Source organism: Paenibacillus tarimensis, from assembly GCF_021532315.1.
Lineage (GTDB): Bacteria > Bacillota > Bacilli > Paenibacillales > Paenibacillaceae > Paenibacillus_I > Paenibacillus_I tarimensis.
Window position 1 is genome coordinate 105,235 of sequence record NZ_JAKGAO010000012.1, and the last position, 17,672, is coordinate 122,906.

Here is a 17,672-nt window from a genome sequence, read left to right on the forward strand (position 1 = left end):
GTCCGGCTGCTCTTGTCTTATAAGCTATATCATGTTCATGTGCACCATTCTGTTACTTGGGCTCCGTACCCCATACAAGCTTGCCGTTATGATACAGAGCTGCTTTATTCCAATCTGCAAAGGCAGACTTGGTTGGATCATACGAGAAATCGTCGGCTTCACTATAGTTCGACCAGTCATTCTTATTGATTCGGATCTGCATTTCGCCCGTGTCTGCACCCGCTGCCACTGAACCCGCACCGGCCGCAAAGCCGATTTCCAGGTAATAGTCCGCACCTTCCACCGCCTCATCCCTCTTCACCAGGTTTCCAGAGAGGTTGGAGCATCCGACTGTGGCCCAGTCACAATTAAAGGTCTGCGGCTGGTCACCGTCAATGGTGTAATAGTAGCGGATCTTCAGCTCACTGAGCGGAACATCCTTGGTTCCTGTATTCACGATACGCAGATGCGGCTTGAACTGATTGTCTGTCGCGTTCGTATCTCCTGCCTTATACTGCAGCTTCAAGTCACCGATCGGCTCTTCCGGCTCCTCGGGGGCTGCAGCAGGTACAGCCGTTACTTCGGCTGAGTTTGCAGACTCGCCTTGGGCATTGGTAGCACTGACGACATAATAATAGGTCGTTCCGTTCGTGACATTTGTATCCGTGAAGCTAAGACCAGACTGTTCAGCAATCACAGTGTATGGACCGCCGCTTGCTTCCGCGCGTTTAATCACATATTCAGCAGCGCCGGCTGCATTGTTCCAGCTCAGCTCAACCTTGCCGTCACCTGCTGCAGCACGCAGTCCCACCGGCACTGCAGGAGCTGTCGGCTCTGATCCGGTATCGCCGCTGGCAATCAGACGGTCATATTCCGCGTACGCTGTTGCGATATCAACCTGGGACCAGAAACGGTGGTAGGTGAACGTAGGCGTACCGTTCTCCCATTTTTTCGTAACCGGGTTGTAGGAGTTCTTGTAAAGCTGCTCCAGATAGGACCACTGCGGATCGTTCTTGATGTCCGGACGCAGGTCCGCATAGCTGATGTAAACACCGTTACCGCCCTTTGCAGGATCGGAAGGCACTCCTGCATTGCCAGGAATGACATTGCCCTGACCGAACGTGCCGCTCCAGCCATTCGGGATATAAACTTCTTTAGTGAAATAACGATAGTAGTCCGCACGGGATTCCGGCAGTGCAATGCCAATGCCGTCATTGTGGCCCCATGCTACTTCCAGCAGCTCTTCTGCCGTCGTTTTGGCCTCATTGCCAAGCGCGCTGTAATCGCCGTTCTCCGCCTTGGTGCCCGCTGCGTAGAAGGTTAGCGCTTTAATATAGTTGCCCAGCACGCCGACATCCTGGCTTGGATCCTTCGTCACAACGCGGAAGTTTGGATTTCCTGTAAAGGAAGAGTAACCCTTCCAGGTGTCCGGCTGTCCCTTCCATTCCTGGCTGCCCGGCACATAGAATTGGCCAGGCTGGCTGATCGTCGCTACAGCTGGATCTTGACCGCCCAGGATCCGGTTGCCGTTTGCATCGAGGTAGTAGCCGTTCGCATCCGTTACCGGTTTTTCATTTACGAATACATAATCGATCGACCAGTCAATCCAGTTCTCGATAACCTGCTTAGCCATCTTGAAGTTCTCCGAGCTTGTATCCCCGTTCGAAGCCATGATGTAATAAAGCTCCGCTACACGCTCAAGCGGCCATGTCTGGAAGCCAAACCATGTGTTGGATGGAGGGTCATGATACACAGGATCTTCATCATAGGCCATGTCATAAAACCGGCTTACGCCCGCTGGATATGCTTTGTAATCACCATCCCAGCTGTTCGTTGCCCCTCCTCCGATCGCTCCTTCACTGCTTTGCAGCCAGGTATAAAATTCAAGCTGGCGCTTTAGCGATGTGTTCCAATCCTGCTGTGCCGTAGCTGATTTGGGGATGAGGCCGCCTTCAGGCTGGGAGAGCGCGTAGGCTGCTACAACATTCTGGTAGGCGTGGTGCACATGGCTCGCCCCGATTCTCCATGCCCAGTTGCCAGTGCCATTATCGCCGAGCCCGCCGCCCCATGCCGTATACCACGACATCAGGTAGTGAGCGGCATCCTTGCCTGACCCCGGAGCAGGTGCCCCGTTCGCAGCGCTGCCGATCTTCATGAAGTACTTATCAAACATGCCATAGCGAAGGTAGTCACCCATCTTCTTGGCTTTGTCCAGATATACCGGGTTGTTATAGCCCATCTCCTTCGCCCAGTACATAACCTGGACCGCGCGGCCTTCAGCGTCGGTAGCATTGGTGTAGCGCCACTGCTTGGCAGGGGCTGCCGTTTCCTTTGTGAACAGGGACATGAAGCCTTCGCCCGGCTTGCCGAACGAGTGGTCATCCTGAGAAGGATGCGGGACTGCTTCCCATACCGACTCCTGCTCCCCGCGCTGGAAGGTATTCACGTAAGTAGCTGTATGGGATGGATTTAATAAATTGCCAAAACCGTAGAAGTTGTCAACATCCACAAGCCAGTGCATCAGGTAAGTATCATTGTTTCCGTAAGCTGCCTTCAGCTCGGCGTCCAGCGGATCGCGGCCTGCTGGATATTTGCCGTCAATCTGGCTTGGATACATGTCTGGCTGAGGCTTCTCGCCTGCCGAGGTTGCCGGGCTGCTCGGGTTGTAGTAGCTCATTGTCGGCTGTTCCTTGGCACTTGGAATTATAAATTTCTCCATGTTATCCCAAGCGGCCTCAAGATGCGTCCAGTCACCTGTATAATAACCGTACAGAGCCTCCAGCCAGAACCAGTAGCTGTACGCTTCAGAGGTCGTCATGTGACCGTAGTCCGGTGCTTCACTCATCAAGGTCTCAATGGCATGATAAGGAATTCCCTCTGGCGAGAAGTACCCGCTTGCCGGGTCTTTAATCTGCTCATACATCTGCAAGAAACGTTCCTGATGAACATTGTCCAGAGCCGCTGCGCTCTGCACCTGCTCTGCTCCCGCAGCAGCGGAAGTCAGCAGTGACAGGAGCATCGTCAGCGTGAGCATTAACGCGATAATCTTCCTCTTGGAACTGGCTATCATATTGTCAGCTCTCCCTTATTCATTGTGTACCGGTGATGTCTCCGGTCTGCCCATTCTTAAGGTTCTAAGCCCCTTACCGACAGCGGCCTCAGCCTTTCTTTTCAGTGACCTGCCTGCTTGCTCCACCTAATCGTTATGCGCCTCCTCTCGCGTCCGATCTTGCTTCGTAAACGATTACAATTGTTTGCATTCCTTCTTTCTTTTTCGCATATACACGGGTCTTCACGGCTGCATTCACTCAAACTTTGTTAACCATCATAACAGCTTATCGATCAGCACCACCTCCCTGGCCGCATACCAGTTTAGACAATTTACCATACAAGGAACCTTATGTTATATGTTTACGGATAATATTTAATGCACAGATCAAACCATCCTTTGGACTCTGTTCTACAGCTGCAGCTTCACAGCCGCAAGGTTTATGCCGGCTGGCAGCCCGCAAAGACTCATGCTTCACTAGGGTTCTATTCCCCAGACCAAGGTTCCGTCGCGATACAGGGTAACCCGATCCCACTCGGCAAAGGAGCTTTTGCCTGGGTCGTAAGAATAATCATCCGCCTCGTTATAGCTGGTCCAATTACTCTTGTGATTGCGGGTCTGAATTTCTCCGCTTGTTCCGCCTGCTGGTATGGAGCCTGCCTGGCTTTTGAAGGAAATCTCCAGCATGTGGTCCGCTCCCTGCCTGCTTTCCGGCAGCTTGCTGATCGTACCAACCAGATTCGCGCAGTCCGCTGCCGCCCAGTCGCAGTTGAAGGTCTGGGGAACATCGCCGTCTGCAGTGAAATAATAACGAATCGTTAGTCCGCTGAGCGCTACCGGTGCTGTTCCTTTGTTGACAATCCTGAATTGCGGTTTAAACTGGTTATCTCCGGCATTCGTATCCCCTGCGCGATATTCAACAGCCAGACCGCTTTCCGGCGGGGGCGTACCTCCTCCGTCATCCGCTGGCTTGGCAGTCACCTGCTCAGAGCTCCCGCTCTCGCCTGCTGCATTAACGGCGGTGATCACATAATAGTAAGTCGTGCCCTTCACCACTTCCTGATCCTTGTAACCCGTACTGGTAACGGCCGCGATTTCGGCATATGGACCCCCGCTGACTAAAGCGCGCTTCACCTTATAGGCGACAGCTCCAGCGGCTGGCTTCCACGATAACAGGACCGCACCATCTGCGCTTCCAGCTGTAACTCCGGAAGGGACACCCGGCACCTCGGGAACCGGCTCCTCTCCTCCGGCATTATCCAGATCCCCCTTGTGGTCCTGCAGGTACTGTGCCACCCATACTAGAGGGGCATTCCAGTTAATTGTATTTTCCTTTGATCCCCAAGCATCCGGCGCCGTGTTCTTGGCTGCATACGACTTGGCGGCCGGCTTCCCGGCCGGTGTTGCAGGGTCATTAATCAACTCGTTATTGGGACCGCCCGACAGCCAGCCGCGAGGGAATGGAATGCCGTTCGTGTATTTCCCCCATGCCCAGCGGTCATGCAGATCGGTCTCGTAATACTCGCCGTAGCCTGTAATATAGGACAAACGCATAGCGTTGTTCCCCATCAAATAATCCATAATGCGGTACATGCCCTTAAGATAATCAAGGTTCAGCGTCGCATCGTAGGCAAAGGCCAGCATAATCATTTTGTTGACCACGAAGGAATTGGAGCCCCAAGGGTATTTCTCTCCGCCCGGCAGTGGTGAAGGGTAGCCTTCCTGGCGTAAATCAGCAAGAATACCATCCGCATACCGGCGCACGCCGGCCTCCATTGCCTCAATGTCCTGTTGAGGAAGGTCACTGGCTCCCGAGAGGAGCGAGAGCGTCCCGGCTGCCGCAACAGCCGCCCAGTCAACATGGCCGATCTCCCGGTAATGCGGAGACGAAGTTACCGCCGAGCGGTAGGCCGCCAGATCCCCATCCTTCAGCTGGTAAGCCGTCAGGTAAAGCTCAGCTGCGGCCGCATACCGGTCATCGCTTGTGCTCTTGTCCGCATAATCGCCTCCGCCCTCCGTATCCGAAGTTTGTGAAGAGTATAGTACAGTGGGATTAGCGGCCGCTCTTCTCCAGGCTTCTTTTGCCGTCGTCCACAGACGGGAGGCTTCTTCGCGGTTAAACGGCTCTAATACTCTTGCCAGATGAGCCAAATTGCGGGCAACGGCATAGGTGGCGTTGGTGGAAGGCGGCTGCGCCTGCCGGCTCATGGCATTTTCCTGATCGATACTGACCACAGGGAAGGCACTCCAGCTGTCGTTGTGAATCTTGTGAGAGGCAAGCCCGCCGGAAGCCGGCATGACGCCTTTCATAAACGTGGAGCCGAACGCCACCTCGTCGATCAGATCGGGAATGCCGTTGCCGCTCTCCGGTATTAGAAGTGAGCCGTCCGGGAAGACATGCGGATACCGCTCATACAAATTGAGAAGTGTCCATGCGGATATCGCCTGGTTCACGGGGTAGATCCCGAAGTCGCCCGCATCCGCCCAAGAGTACCTGACGTTCAGACGCTCTCCCTGACACCAGTTATTAAAGCATCCCACACTCTCGTCTCCCGGATGAAGAGACTTGTGGGCAAAGGCGGGGTTAGACAAATACCTGCCTTCTATATCCACACCCATACGGTGAAAATAAAAATATTCCATCGCCTCTGCAGGCAGATCTGGATATAAGCTGCCGGTAATGTCAAACGACACGCTGTCACCCATACCAGTCACACGCAGCTTATACCTTCCTTTTACAGTGACCGAACTAAAATCTGCCTGATGCACGTGATCGCCGGAGGCACGGTCAATGCCAAAAACCCGCGTCAGCCCTTCCGCAGCTATAGTCCCGCTGTCTGACCGCAGCTCCCATTTCAGCGGCGATGACGCTGGACTCACAATGGTTGCAATCTTGTCGGCGCCCGGTAAATATCCCACCTGGTTAACCCTGACCGGACTGGGGTCCGTGTCAGCGAGAACCGTCGCCGGCAGCAGACATGAGACTCCGATGAGGCATGCCAATGCAACAGAAGCGGATCTCTTCGCAAGCTTACTGGTTCGGTTATTTCGCATACTTTCCATCCCTTCCGCGTTTTTCAATTCTAGTTCAGCCGCCCGCAGTGCCCCTATCACCACAACACACTAACTCTTGCATAATTCCCGGATGCTGAAAGGACTGAAGCCGGCCGCTAACGCCAGCAGCCGGCTTCTAGTCTGTCGTCCCCTTATGAAGAGCCGGGTATCAGATTAACTGCGACAGCCCACTGGCATTTTCACCTAGGGCTCAATACCCCAGACCAGTTGACCGTTTTGATACAGCGTAACGCGATCCCAGTCCACGAACGAAGTATTCGCCGCATCGAAGGAATAGTCATTAGCTTCGTCAAGATTGCCCCAGTTACTGGCATGATTGCGGGTTTGAATCTCACCGGATTCGCTTCCAGCCGCAATGCTCCCCGCCGCCGAGCTGAAACTCAGCTCCAGGTAGGCATCCGCATGCTCAGAACCGCTGTCCAGCTTCACATGCTTGCCGGTAATGTTCGAACAGCCGGGACGGGCATAATCGCAGTTGAAGGATACAGAAGCATCCGTGTCAGCTGTATACCAGTAGCGGATAGTAAGCTCGCTCATCGCGACAGCAGTTGTACCATTGTTCTTAATATTAAAATGCGGCTTGAACTGATTATCCTGTGCATTCGTATCGGATGCGCGGTACTGGAGAACCAGATCGCCTGCTGGAGGAGGTGCTGTCTGGCCTTCCGGCTCGGCACTGACAACCTCCGAGTTCAGACTTTCGCCCGCTGCGTTGACTGCGCTGACAACATAATAATAGATTGTTCCGTTCGTAAGGCCCGTATCTGTAAACGCGGCAGCTGTCACATTGGACGAAACCGCTGTGAAGGGGCCGCCGATTGCCAGAGCGCGTTTTACCGTGTAGCTGTCAGCCCCTTCTACTGCGTTCCAGCTTAAGGCGACCTTGCCGTCACCAGGCGTCGCTTTCAAGCCGGCTGGTGCAGCCGGGACCTGAGGCTGCGTCGTTCCGCCGCTTGGCGTCACACTAACCGGTGCAGAGTTTGCGCTTGCTCCGGCACTGTTAACCGCACTTACCACATAGTAGTAAGTTGTTCCGTTCGTCAGCCCTTCGTCCGTGAAGCTGGCTGCAGCTACACCAGAGGCAACAGTCGTATAGGGCCCGCCTACTGTGGTCGAACGCTTGACTGTGTAGCTCGAAGCACCGTTTACAGCCGCCCAGCTAAGCACGGCTTGAGAATCACCGGCTACAGCCTTCAGTTCTGCAGGTACTGCAGGAACCTGCGGCCCTGGGCCTCCTCCGTTGTCCGAGGCAGGGATAACTGGATATGCATTTTTGACGAGTGTAACAAATTGGTCATGGAACCAGTGGCCTGATACCGGTGCATTCGGAGTTGCACCGGACAGCACGCCCTCGGGAGTCATATAGGTTGGATCACACATGCGATCAAAGCCCTTGCCTTCATTGTTCGGAATAGCGGAGCTTGAACCGTCTGATTCCCCCGGCGGCTTTACCCATACTAAGGCATCCAGATGAGCGCCATATTCTATCGGTGCAGTCTGCGGTGCCCTGCCTATACCAGCTCCCAAATTGTTACACCACAGACCGCGATGAGCCCGGCGGTCAACACGTCCGGTGTTCACATGGGTGTTGATGTCTGAGCCTGTCGCCATAGTAGGGCGTTCCGGTCCGCCCCAGCCGTTCCGGGACGTATCAATCAGGAAGCCGGTGCTGGCAGGCCAGCCCGCTCTGGTGAAGTCGTTATAGAGTGCCGCTGTGAAGTCCGCTTCATCAAAGTACGGATTCCACTCATAGAAGTCCGAAGAACGGATCGGCTGCCCGTTAAGCGTAAGGTTTGGATTAGGAAGGTTAGGCTCTTCGAGTGGTGTTGTGTTGGCTGTATTCGTTACGAAGCCCGCTACGCTGGCAAAGCCCTTCGTTGTTCCGCGTACCACATTCGTATAGAGCTGAACGGCGCCGGAACGGTTGTCATCCCAGCCCAGCCAGCCGGAATGGCCGATGTCCAGGTAGTTGTAGACGTTCGGTATCGCGCCCAGCTTGTTCAGCGCATATTGAACCGAGGATACGTAGAGACCGCTGGTGTTGGCTGCGGCGCATTGAGGATCACTGAGATTGGTAACCAGGTTCGGCAGACCATCCGGTTCTACAATGGTTACAATCCGGATATCCTGGTACTTGGGCTTGGCGAAAATTTCGGCGAGCACGTCGATGTACTCCGTCTTGTAACGTTCAAATCCTGCCTGAGTTAAGGGAAGTTCGCCGTTGGAAGCCAGTGCGTGACAGTCCCGGCCCGGCAGGTTATAGACAACGAACATAGCCGTTATCGGTGTATTTCCCTGCTTTTGCGCCAGCACATTATCCAGATGCCCTTCAAGGCTGCGTCGGCCGCCGTTCTGCTCGCCGCCATGAATAGCTGCAATCCGGTCCAGCCATACTGCCGTCGGATAAGATTTTACCGTTTCCATCTGCGCAGCCAGCTCGCTGTCAGTTACCTTAGCAATTGAGGTATCGATAAGATTAGCGTAATCCGGGTTGATATAAGCTGTTGCCCCTACGAAGGGATTATCCACCCTAGCTTCAGCAGCAGAGCTTTTCAGCATTTGAGTCGGAAGACAGATACTTAAGGCGAGAAAGGCCGAAAGAACGACTTTCACAGGTTTTTTACGCAAAACCGATATCATTAACTTCACTCCTTTATCGTGAGTAATTGGCCCACCCAGACTCCGGTCCCTTCTGACAATCAGGAATGTCAAACTGCGGGCACAGCAAATAGACTTAACGACGGATTATAAAAATTGAGTCTTCTCTCTTGTTAATAATTATTGATACGGACAGATAGGAGATCATTGGGCGGGTACACAAACAGATCGAGTTAAGCGGTTTCATTCTTGTCCACACAAGACTGGTTCTGACTCCGGCAGTTTGACTCGATTGGCGTAGAGGTGATCAGGAAGGTTGGTGGCATAAGTGGTAAAATGGCTGGCAGTCTGTTTTTTTATAACAATTTCATTAAGCAGCTGTTTATATGACTCTGATTCTCCCTTTCTACAATAAAATAGTAAGCAGTAAGCCTGTTTTTATCTTTTATCGCATCACCTCCCTAATGAACTGCCCCTCTTTACGGGGTTCGATGTATAGCTTGTAAGCGCTTGCTAATTCTTGGTAACATTATAACCTTGCTGTCATATTATTGTCAATAATTTGTATTTATGGATTTTAGAGCGCTTTTATTTAGTGTCTTACCTAAAAAAAGAGACCATCCCAATGATAGCTGGGATGGTCCTGCGCCGTTTGGTAAAACTAGTTGCTGCTGAGATAATCCATTCCTTTCACCAGCATGGCGATCACTTCTGCTCTCGTGGCTGGCTGATCAGGAGCAAACTTGCTGTTGCCTACACCATTCATCAATCCTGCTTCGACCATAGCTGCGACATATGGCTTCGCCCACTGATTAATATGATCAGCGTCCCGGAAGTTTAGACTGCCTTCCTGTTTTGTGTTCAGCTTAAGCAGTTTAGCCATGATAACGGCTAATTCCTCACGGGTTAACTCGTTTTTAGGGCGGAACGTACCGTCCGGATATCCGCTAATTAACCCTTTTTCAACCGCAGCTGATACTGCCGCAGCAGCCCAGTCGGGAACTTTACCCGCATCCTTAAACTTCTTTGTTGAAGCATCTGTTTCCCAGTTGAACGCCCTTGCAGCCATTACGACAAACTCAGCCCTGGTTGTTGATTGATTTGGACGGAACGAGCCGTCGCTATACCCGTTGACAATACCTAGCTGAGCGGCCCGGCTGATGGCGCTTGACGCCCAATGTCCTGTAATGTCCGTAAAGTTCACTGGAGGCTGAACAGGAATCGATGGTTCCTGACCTCCACCCGGTGCTGGGGATGCTGGTGGTTGAGTCGGTTCGGCTGGCTCTGCCGGAGCCGTTGGTGGAGTGACTGGGGGACCGACAGTCGGAGGTGCCGGCTGAACACCCTTCATATCCGTAATCCGGTTCTCCGTGCCGATCTTCACTGTACCAATTACATTCAAGTAATCAGTAAACACCTCATAATCAACCAGATTCATTTCATATAGACGGCCGTCAGCTACAGCATCAGCCATCACATGGTAGAAGTCCCCGCCATTTGCCAGGAATGAATTGGTTGCCACCATATAATAGGCATTTGGATTAATTACAGAGAAGGTACCGTCGCTGTTCTTGATATCCACCTTCAGAACACGCTTGCCCTCCTGTGTCACCTTGTCATTCACAGCGTCATATTTCTCTGGCTGTTTAGTGGAATCATAGGTGAAGCGCATGCCGGAAACCTGCGGAAAACGGCCCTCTCCAATGCTGCTTACCCCATTCTCGAGCGCTGCGACAATTTCCTTGCCAGTCATCTTGATCGCTGTCAGATTATTGCCGAACGGCATAACGGTAAGCACCTCGCCAAGCGTTATGTCACCCGGCTTCTTGTCCTTGCCCTCTATCTTGATGGAATCTCGGATGCCACCACTGTTCTGAATGGCAATATAGCCTTTGATTCCTTCCACATTCGGATAGGTAGCCATAACCTTGGCACGCATTCCGTCCGTCATAAGATTGCCGAGATTCGTTTCCTGCATACGAACGCGATTGCGATCCCCATCAAGTAGAACCTCCGTTTTTCCTACAACAGTGTTCTTTAATGCTGCCAGCGGAGGATCGTAGAAGTCGCTCATTCGTGCAGCAACTTCCTCATCTGCCGGGAAACTATCCACCGCATGCAGCTTGCCGTCCCAGCTCTGAATGACACCATCTTGGTCAAACATTACACTCAGTTCACCCAGATTAATGCTGTATTCCCCTGTCTGCACAATTAATGTAGGCTCACTATCTTCGTTCACTACCACCGGTTCGGTCAGTACCGTGTGGGAATGACCGCCCACAATGATGTCAATCCCCTTAACTGCTTCAGCCAGCTTCTCATCTGCACTGTAACCAAGATGGGAGAGTGCAATGATCTGATTAACACCCATCTCCTGCAGGCGGTTAACGGCTGCTTCCGCGCTTGCTTTATGATCCTTGAATACAACGTCACCAGGTGACGCAAGCGCCACTGTATCCTCTGTCGTCAGACCGATAATACCAACCTTCTTGCCATTCACAGTACGAACAATCGCCGGATAAATGTTCGATGGTTCAGCTGGTTGGCCTACAGAATCATGGAACAGACCGCTCAGAAGGGAATCCTTGCTGAAATCAATATTGGAGCTGACGAACGGGAACTCCGCCTTATCGATAAATGCTTTGAGTGTTGCCGAATCCTTATCAAACTCGTGATTGCCAAACACCATGGCATCGTAGCCCAGCTTGTTCATGAACTCCAGGTCGGCAAGCCCCTTATACTGATTAAAGTATAGGGTTCCCGAGAAGACATCGCCGGCATCAAGCAGGAGTGTATCCGGCTTGCGCAGCTGCTCAGTTGCTGTCACACGCTTGGCAATCCGTTCCAGGTGGCCGTGCGTGTCATTGGTATGCAAAATATGAAGCGGCGTATATTTTGCTTCATTTAGTACATCAAGCTGCACGAGCAGAGGGTCATGATCACTGACCCGGCCATGATTCGTATCGAAGTCGGCATTAATATGCACGATATCGAACACCGAGAATGGAACAAGACTTTTGTTCACTAGCAGATGATCCAGTGTCTGCGAATTTCCTTGGTATACATAGGAGTACCGGTCGTTTACAGGCAGCTGATCAACCAGATTGACCAGATGCTCTCCTTTGGTAAGCTCCAGTGTCCTGGAGAATTGAAAATCGTTCAGATCTCCCATTACAACCACGTTTGCCGAAGGATCCTGTTCCATCACAGAATCAACGAAGCTGTTCACGATTTGAGCGATCTTATGGCGCTGCACCTCACTCTGGAGCACTTCCGGAAGAGGCTGGATGCCGCCAAACGGCGCTTCGTCCCCGCTCTTCGAATTGAAATGGTTTGCTATTACAATCACGCGTTCGCCTTTAAATTCAAACTCGGCCGCAAGCGGCTTGCGTGAGTTGTTAAATGCATCATTTTCGGGATCGATTCGTCCTGGGTTCACGTTAAGCCCATTTTCACCGTAGGTGATGCTTTGTGTCGCAGTACCTTTGCCTCCAGCTGCTTGGGCAAGGGTAACACGTTCTGGATTATACAGAAACCCAACGCGGATATTGCCTCCTGGCGCCCCGCCGTCCGCATTGTTTACAGGGGCGATATCCGTATAGCTGTAAGTTGGTCCCCCCTGCTGCTTAATTGCTGCGATCAATGCCTCATAATTGGCATCTGCCTTGGTCGTACCGGTATCCGCAGTGCCGTCCTCATCCTGTACCTCGATCAGCGAAAGGATATCCGGCGACTTCAGATTCTGTACAATAGACCCGGCAATCTTATTTTTCCTGGCCGTTTCTTCTTCACTAGGGTTATTCCAGAAGTTCTCGATATTAAATGAAGCAACCGTCAGCTTATCCTCTTCCGGATTAATATGAGTGACTTCTCTTTCATTCTCGCTTGGAATAATCTCCGGAAGTTTCTCTGGAATGATCTTATAGTTGCTGTAGTCATATGCGAGTACACCGATAATGGAACCGTCGAACTTGTCGCCGGTCTTTACCTGTACTGCCGGCTTCTTGGCGATCAAAATACGCTGCGGGTTAAAATCTTCTCCCGTAAGCATAATTCCGCCTGCATCTGTCATAACCTCTGTTGCAGATTGATCCCCCAGAACTACCGGGATTTCGTAGCTGTAAGGACCGACAATACGGGCATCATCCAGCTGCAGCCGCATGCCTTCCAGACTCTCATAGAAATCTAGGGCGTGCTCAGCAGGAGAGAAAGTCTTAAAGGTCTCTTCCGTTGAAATAACGCTGGTCGGCAGAACGCGGTCCTTCCCTATAACAACCGGTGCAGGCAGCGGATTTCCGGAGGAAATAATCTCCACAGCTGCCGCTGTAATTTGTGTTGTTGTCAGATCAACAGACGTCGCATACCCAGATTCTGTGATTTCTTCCACCGTACCGGATACCTTCACCTTGTCACCGACAGCAGGGCTGATATCACTATAAACAAGAACAGCCTCTGATGTAGCGTCGCTGTTATCCCAAGCTGCTTGTTCCGCCTGCATATACCACTTCTTGCCGCGCTTCATGGTTACGATGCCTTCAACATTCGTAACTTCCTGACCGGCTATTGGAGATACATGGGCTGCACCTTGAATATCGTGAATGCTGATACCATCATAGACGTTGGCGATCCGGTAAGGGAACGTAAAGACGTCGCCAAGTTCACCATCCAGCTCACGTACAGCCTTAATGGTGGTCGACTGTTCCACTACGATAGGCGCTTCATATTTCATACCGCTTTCTGTGGAAGGCGTGCTGCCATCGAGGGTGTAATAAATCGTACCGGTCCCTAACGGATTGTACAGCTGTACAGATGTCCCGGCTGCTACCGGCTTGTCCGGTGCTGGATTAGCGATTATTGCAGAGGTATCCTTTACAATATCGGATTCATTGCGCGGGATCAGCATGTATTTACCATAGGAGTAGGTGACGACACCCCTAATTAGATCGTACTCTTGCCCCGATTGCAGGAGGGATGACTTGATGATAAACTCCGCATTTTGCGCATCCGTCACCTTATATTCCTTATAAGTATTTCCTGCGCCAACCGTAACATCGCGCACTTCTACAAACTGCGCTTCCACTGACTCACCGCTTGCTGCTTGCAGGTCTGTTCCCTGTACCTGCTTCGGTGCAGGCAGACCAGAATTAGGGGCAGTAACGGTAAAATCCTCCGCCAGCAGCTGGGCAAGTCCGTAATACTGCTGCACTTTGCCGTAGGCTGTTATCGTATCCCCAGCTGCTGCAGCCAGATTCGAGCCGCGAACAACGATACCTGCTGTATCATCCTGGACATAGAGATTAACAGCACTGCCGCTCGTTTCATTATAGGTTACAATGCCTGTAATCCTTGCGTATGTATCGGCCTGCAGTACTCTTGCTTCCGCTATGCTTACACTCTCTTCATTCTCCCCGTCGGCAGTTCCTGCTTGTGGAGTGGAGCCTGGCGCACCTCCCTCCTCTGGACTCTCATTTCCATAAGTCGCTGCAGTCACGCTTGCAGGCTCAGCGTCCGCTGTTCTTGCCGTAACTGTTGACGCTTGACTTCCAAATACACAACTGGCCACCATCACGACGGCCAGCAGCAGACTAACCTGCTTCCTGATGCTTTCTACCATTTGCACCACTCATCGACTCTCCTCTCACCATTTCGAAAATGGGTAATCCCATACAAACAATAAGAGTAACAAGCAACTGTAAAGGTATGATTAAGCAGAAATGTAGCTTGTGTAAAAACTGTCTGCACATAACAAAATGTCTCCCAAACTGTAAAGTAGAACCGTTTTAACGGTAACAGCGAGTGGAGACATTTTTCGGTATACAGCTTTTCTCTTTACATATTGATGTATGGTTAAATAACACCACTTTCTGTCCATAAGTATAGCAGACAGCTGAAAAATGGGTCAATTAGGCAATATACTGAATATTTTCATGTTTTGTTAGGCATATTTATAATTTTAATGTAAAGTAATCTGACATATTTTCAACAAAAAAGGAGCCGTCCTATTAAGACGGCCCCCGGGTTTTACAGCTTAACCATTCCTGCCCCGTTCCTTAGACTGTGCTTCTTGTTCAATTATTGCCCTCAGATCATCCTGTACGCTCTGTGACCAGAGGGGAACCCCTGTGCGGTAAGCCGCCCGTCCAATCAGATGGCCGGCTACCGGCGCTGTAATAAAGACGAAGATGATCCCCAGCAGCAGCCTGGCGCTCGTATGGCCGTCAAGCAGCATAAAGTACAAGAATGCACCAGTCAGTATACTTAGGATGCCTAATGTGGTGCTCTTCGTTGCCGCATGAGAACGCAGATATACATCCGGCAGTCGGATTAACCCAAAGGAACTAAGCGCGCTCAGCAGAGCCCCGAGAAGTATCAGGATGCCTACCAGCGATTCAACGATTACTTCTTTCATGTTCAATCACGGCTCCTTTCTCGATATACTTCGAGAAGGCAATCGTGCCCAAGAAAGCTACGATACCGATTAACAGGATAATTTCCAGATAAGTTTGTGTTCTCTGCATAACGGAGAGAATGGCTACAATGCCGATCAGGTTAATGCCAATCGTGTCCAGTGCAATAATACGATCGGGCATAGATGGCCCCAGAAGCACACGGCACAATCCGGCCAGAACGGAGAATGACAAGATGACGAGCGCGATAAGCAGCATTCCTTGAAGCATTACCTCGACACCTCCATGATGGCCTTCTCGAAGGAACCTTTAATTTGTTTCGCCAGCATTTCCGCGTCCTCAATATCCATCGCATGGATATATAAGGTACCATTATCCGGAGAGACCTCAAGCGTTAAAGTGCCTGGGGTCAGAGTAATCAGACAAGCCAGCATAGTAACCTCCCAATCACTCTTGAGCTCCGTCTTCAGCGTGAAGATACCGGGCCGGATGCGCAGCCTCGGGCGGATAATTTCATGAATAACAGCTATATTGGACAGCACGAGCTCCTTAAGGAACAGAAGAACGAGATTAATAATCGCTCCTACTTTCCGCATATAGAAGTCACCTTTCAAGAAACGCCGCAGCATGAACAGAAACAGCAGCCCGATCAGATACCCTACTATGAAGGTGGCAGGGTTCCAGGTGTTCTTCAGAAACATCCACACGAATGCAATTAATAGATTGAGTATTATTTGAGAAGCCATCGTCATCTACTCCTTTAACACCGCTTGAATGTACTGGTCCGGATTCAGCAGCGTTTCACCCGCCTGGTTCACATAAGGATAGATCCACTCTGCCCCTAATCCGAGTACAATCGTCAGAATGACAAGGCAGGAAGCTGGCAGTACAAGCCAACCCGTTCCCTTCTTCGGTTCTGACAGCGGACTCTTGGGAACACCCCAGAAGACGTTCATGAAGATCCTCATCATGGAATACAAGATCAAAAGACTTGTCAGCAATCCAATACCGGTTATCCAGTAATAGCCTGCCGCCAGGCCGCCTTCGACAATCAGAAGCTTGCCAATAAAGCCGCTGAGCGGCGGAACCCCAACCAAGGCCATAGCAGCAATGAAGAACATCCAGCCAAGTACCGGCCGGCTGCGCATTAAGCCACCCATCTCCCTGATTTTGGCCGTACCCGTATAAGCAATAATAACGCCGCCCAGCAGGAACAGCAAAGCTTTGACTACCATGTCATGCACCAGATAATAGATAGCTCCCTCAAGAGCCGCCTGATTAGCAGCCGCAAGACCGAAAGCGATGAAGCCGACAGCTGCGACTATGTTATAAATCAAAATCCTGTGGATATCCCAGTAAGCTATAGCGCCGATTACACCAAGCAGCATGGTGGCAGCAGCCAGCCAGCCTATCAGCGTATGGGTTATGTAAGGATCATGATAAAAAATAAGTGTAAAGGTGCGGATAATGGCGTACAGCCCCACCTTAGTCAATAGTCCGCCAAACACTGCCGTGACAGCTGCCGGAGGCACCTTGTAGGAGCCAGGGAGCCAGAAATACAGAAACAGTCCCGCTTTAAGGCCGAATACAATCAGGAACAGCACGGATATGGTGGTCAGCACCCCACCCTGTCCCGCTTCCGCAACCCGGACTGACAGATGTGCCATATTCAAGGTACCGACGACCGCATACAGGTAGGCGACACTTGCCACAAACAAAGCAGAGGAAATAATATTGATCAGAATGTACTTCAGCGATTCCCTCAGCTGCTTCTTCGTACCGCCCAGCACGATCAGCGCATACGAGGATATCAGCATCACCTCAAAGCAAACGAACAAATTAAAGATATCCCCTGTTAGGAAGGAACCGATAACACCGACATTCAGAAATTGGAAGAACGGATAGAAGTAAAATTTCTCCCTCTCTTTACCAATGCTGCCGAATGCATAATACAGACAGGCAGCGCTGACAACGGTTGTTGTCAGTACCAGCAGCGATGCGAACATGTCGGCCACAAAAACGATGCCGTAAGGGGCCGCCCAGCCGCCCATATTGAGCGTCTGTATACCATCCTGCCGGACAACATGCACCATATAGCCGGCTACGCTCACATTGGCCAGAACACTGAATCCGCTAATCCACTTCTGTAGCCGGATTTGTTTATAGAAGAAAACGAGCAGCACTGCCGTAACCAGCGGTATGAGCAGCGGCATAATCAGCAAATTATTCATCGTCACGTCCCCTTAGCTGTTCCATATCATCCGTTCCCAGTTCCTGATACGCCCTGTAAGCCAGTACGAAGAAGAACGAGGTGACCCCAAAGCTGATCACGATGGATGTAAGAATAAGGGCTTGAGGCAGCGGGTCCACATAGGTTCCAGCTTTCTCTCCGAGCAGCGGAGCTGCTCCTGTCTTCAGCCTGGACATCGTAAGCAGCAGCAGATGCACAGCGTGCGTCAATAGTGAGGTCCCAAGAATGATGCGCAGCAGGCTGCGTGACAGAATCAGGTATGTACCGACCATAAACAAGATGCCGATGGCAAATGCCATTAGGATTTCCATAA

General features: G+C 51.4%; 9 protein-coding genes. All 9 read right to left on the bottom strand.

Annotation, left to right across the window (positions count from 1 at the left end; all coding sequences use genetic code 11):
- Positions 1-52 precede the first annotated feature (52 nt).
- On the bottom strand, positions 53-3,049 hold the full coding sequence (locus L1N82_RS13650) for a glycoside hydrolase family 48 protein (protein ID WP_235287990.1): 2,997 nt from the start codon (positions 3,047-3,049) through the stop codon (positions 53-55).
- Positions 3,050-3,505: 456 nt separating this feature from the next.
- Positions 3,506-6,082, bottom strand: a complete 2,577-nt coding sequence (locus tag L1N82_RS13655; RefSeq protein WP_235287991.1) for a glycoside hydrolase family 9 protein — start codon at positions 6,080-6,082, stop codon at positions 3,506-3,508.
- A 204-nt stretch (positions 6,083-6,286) separates the two neighbouring features.
- A complete protein-coding gene (locus L1N82_RS13660) occupies positions 6,287-8,743 on the bottom strand; it encodes a glycoside hydrolase family 6 protein (protein ID WP_235287992.1) in 2,457 nt (818 codons plus the stop codon).
- Between the two features lie 619 nt (positions 8,744-9,362).
- Entirely contained in the window at positions 9,363-14,315 is a 4,953-nt protein-coding gene (locus L1N82_RS13665; protein WP_235288223.1) for an S-layer homology domain-containing protein, read from the bottom strand.
- 414 nt (positions 14,316-14,729) lie between these two features.
- Positions 14,730-15,110 carry a monovalent cation/H(+) antiporter subunit G gene (gene mnhG / locus L1N82_RS13670; protein ID WP_235287993.1) on the bottom strand — a complete coding sequence of 127 codons (381 nt, stop codon included), beginning with the start codon at positions 15,108-15,110 and terminating at the stop codon, positions 14,730-14,732.
- Positions 15,091-15,378, bottom strand: a complete 288-nt coding sequence (locus L1N82_RS13675) for a Na(+)/H(+) antiporter subunit F1 (protein WP_235287994.1) — start codon at positions 15,376-15,378, stop codon at positions 15,091-15,093. Before L1N82_RS13675 ends, mnhG begins: the two co-directional genes overlap by 20 nt.
- Positions 15,378-15,854, bottom strand: coding sequence for a Na+/H+ antiporter subunit E (locus L1N82_RS13680; protein ID WP_235287995.1), 477 nt, complete (start codon positions 15,852-15,854; stop codon positions 15,378-15,380). The genes L1N82_RS13675 and L1N82_RS13680 overlap by 1 nt, the downstream gene beginning before the upstream one ends.
- A 6-nt stretch (positions 15,855-15,860) precedes the next feature.
- Complete coding sequence (locus L1N82_RS13685) at positions 15,861-17,339, bottom strand: Na+/H+ antiporter subunit D (RefSeq protein ID WP_235287996.1); 1,479 nt, start codon at positions 17,337-17,339, stop codon at positions 15,861-15,863.
- Positions 17,332-17,670, bottom strand: a complete 339-nt coding sequence (locus tag L1N82_RS13690; RefSeq protein ID WP_235287997.1) for a Na(+)/H(+) antiporter subunit C — start codon at positions 17,668-17,670, stop codon at positions 17,332-17,334. The genes L1N82_RS13685 and L1N82_RS13690 overlap by 8 nt, the downstream gene beginning before the upstream one ends.
- Between the last annotated feature and the right edge of the window lie 2 nt (positions 17,671-17,672).

Bases quoted from the DNA above. Each gene is read 5' to 3' on its own strand.
- L1N82_RS13650 (WP_235287990.1), bottom strand. From the start codon at position 3,049: ATGATAGCCAGTTCCAAGAGGAAGATTATCGCGTTAATGCTCACGCTG.
- L1N82_RS13655 (WP_235287991.1), bottom strand. From the start codon at position 6,082: ATGCGAAATAACCGAACCAGTAAGCTTGCGAAGAGATCCGCTTCTGTT.
- L1N82_RS13660 (WP_235287992.1), bottom strand. From the start codon at position 8,743: ATGATATCGGTTTTGCGTAAAAAACCTGTGAAAGTCGTTCTTTCGGCC.
- L1N82_RS13665 (WP_235288223.1), bottom strand. From the start codon at position 14,315: ATGGTAGAAAGCATCAGGAAGCAGGTTAGTCTGCTGCTGGCCGTCGTG.
- mnhG (WP_235287993.1), bottom strand. From the start codon at position 15,110: ATGAAAGAAGTAATCGTTGAATCGCTGGTAGGCATCCTGATACTTCTC.
- L1N82_RS13675 (WP_235287994.1), bottom strand. From the start codon at position 15,378: ATGCTTCAAGGAATGCTGCTTATCGCGCTCGTCATCTTGTCATTCTCC.
- L1N82_RS13680 (WP_235287995.1), bottom strand. From the start codon at position 15,854: ATGGCTTCTCAAATAATACTCAATCTATTAATTGCATTCGTGTGGATG.
- L1N82_RS13685 (WP_235287996.1), bottom strand. From the start codon at position 17,339: ATGAATAATTTGCTGATTATGCCGCTGCTCATACCGCTGGTTACGGCA.
- L1N82_RS13690 (WP_235287997.1), bottom strand. From the start codon at position 17,670: ATGGAAATCCTAATGGCATTTGCCATCGGCATCTTGTTTATGGTCGGT.